Consider the following 2,368-nt stretch of genomic DNA (forward strand, 5'->3'; position numbering starts at 1 on the left):
TTACTCACCACTTGCAGAAGTGGGAGTCTTCTCGACTGAGATAAACAATTTGTGTCATTCACTTTTTACGTCATCTATTTGTGTTATTTATTTTTATCTTTCAATCATACGTTTCGTATTTTCAAATCAATTAAAAATCACTTTATTTTATCGTCCAAAAATTGCTTTATTTTTATGAGCTTTTATTTTATAGAGATAAGAAGTTTTCCATCATGCGTTTTCCGTGTTCGGTGTACACCGATTCTGGATGAAACTGTAATCCGATCACCGGATATTTCTTATGCTGCATCGCCATGATCTCGCCATCCTCAGTGGTTGCCAATACGTCCAGACAATCCGGTAAATCCTCTGCGGATACCGCCAGGGAATGATATCTGGCTACCCGAATTGGTGATTCGATGCCATCGAAAATTCCGGTTCCGGTGTGATGGATCAGTGACTGTTTTCCATGATACAGCTCTTTTGCGTAAGTAACAGTTCCTCCAAGTGCTTCGCCGATGGTCTGATGTCCCAGGCAGATACCAAGAATCGGGATTTTATCGTAAAACTCTTTTACCACATCCAGACAAATACCGGCTTCTTTCGGGCTTTTCGGTCCCGGGGAAAGCACGATTTTTTCCGGTGCCATCTGGCGGATCTCCTCGATGGTGATCTTGTCGTTTCGCACCACCTCAATATCCTCCCGGAAGATTCCCATATATTGATATAAGTTGTAGGTAAATGAATCGTAATTATCAATCAGTAAAATCATAATGCTTCCTCCGCTACCAGTGTTTTTGCCAGTGCCATTGCTTTGTTGCAACACTCCTGATATTCTTTTTCCGGAACGGAATCTGCTACAATTCCGGCTCCCGCCTGCAGGTAAACTTTTTCGCCTTTTTTGATCATCGTTCGGATCGTGATACAAAAATCCATGTCTCCAGAGAAGTCCACATATCCGGTTGCTCCACCATACAGGCCTCTGCGTACCGTTTCCAGTTCATCAATGATCTCCATGGCACGGATCTTCGGTGCTCCGCTTAAGGTTCCTGCCGGAAGGAAGGATGATACCAGATCAAATGGATGATATTTTCCTTTTTTCCGTCCCTCTACCAGAGATACGATGTGCATAACGTGGGAATAATATTGGATTTTCATGAAATCGGTTACTTTTACACTTCCAAACTCGCTGACCCGTCCCATATCGTTTCGCGCCAGATCCACCAGCATGACATGTTCTGCTTTTTCTTTTTCATCTGCCAGAAGTTCTTCTGTCAGACGTTTGTCTTCTTTTTCATTTTTTCCTCTCGGTCTTGTTCCGGCGATCGGACAGGTATAAACGCGTTTGCCCTGCTGTTTTACAATCATTTCTGGAGAACTTCCGATGACTTCAAACGTTCCGAAATTGAAATAATACAGATACGGGGATGGATTTAATTCTCTCAGTTCCCGGTACAGATCAAAACCGGTCTGTTTTGTTTCCAGTGTCCATCTCTGGGATAAGACCGTCTGGAAAATATGTCCTTCACGAATGTAATGTTTGATTTTTTCTACCTTTTCGCTGTATTTTTCCAAGCTGTCGGACTGATGAATGATTTTTCCGTCCCGATGGAACTGAAATTCACTGGCCTGTCCTCTGTTTTTTCTGGCTTCCTGAATCATCACATCCGCTTCTTTTAATGCCTGTGCCTTTCCGTCTGCATCATCGGCTTCCAGAATCACGGCAGTCATGGTCTCTGCCACATGATCGATCATCAGAAACTTTGTCATCAGCATCATCTGAATGGTTTCGATGCCAATTTCGTCCGGATTGTTGTCTGGTAAGACTTCGCTGTAGCGAATAAAATCGTAACCAAGCTGACCAACCAGTCCACCGGAGAAATTCAGTTCCGCATGATCATTTTTTATCTCAAATTCGCTGTAATATTCTTTTAACAGATCCAGCGGATTTCCGTTTCGCACTTCTCTGCTGCCATCGGCTTTCGTGATCACCAGAGATTGTCCCACGGAAGAAATCAGCTCCTCCGGCTCCACTCCCATAAACGTATAACGGTCATAATTCTTGTCGTAACTTTCCAACAGGAATCCTACTTTGTCTCCCACCAGGTTCTGATACATGCCGATTGCTGTCTCATTTACGATACTGACGGTCTTTTTGTAAACTCTCAATGTACGTTTCATCTTATTTTCCAGTCCTTTCTATCCTGTAACACTCCGTGGATTCTAAGGTTAGGCTTTTATCAAGTCACATGTTTCCGGGACTTGGTGCGCGATTCTGAACCGTTTTTTAATAGTTTCTTCTTAGAATCGCTGTACATAACAAGAAAGTGTGCCATCACCCACTTACGCGAATAACATTATTAATAGCACATCTTTCTTGCCCGCGCCG

General features: G+C 43.2%; 2 protein-coding genes. Both read right to left on the minus strand.

The window, feature by feature from the left end; all coding sequences use genetic code 11:
• Nucleotides 1-187: 187 nt before the first annotated feature.
• Complete coding sequence (locus tag LG34_RS00435) at nt 188-751, minus strand: anthranilate synthase component II (RefSeq protein WP_109214353.1); 564 nt, start codon at nt 749-751, stop codon at nt 188-190.
• Nucleotides 748-2,160 carry an anthranilate synthase component I gene (trpE, locus tag LG34_RS00440; protein WP_181369239.1) on the minus strand — a complete coding sequence of 471 codons (1,413 nt, stop codon included), beginning with the start codon at nt 2,158-2,160 and terminating at the stop codon, nt 748-750. Before trpE ends, LG34_RS00435 begins: the two co-directional genes overlap by 4 nt.
• Between the last annotated feature and the right edge of the window lie 208 nt (nt 2,161-2,368).

This window comes from Eubacterium ramulus (assembly GCF_003122485.1).
GTDB lineage: Bacteria > Bacillota > Clostridia > Lachnospirales > Lachnospiraceae > Eubacterium_I > Eubacterium_I ramulus_A.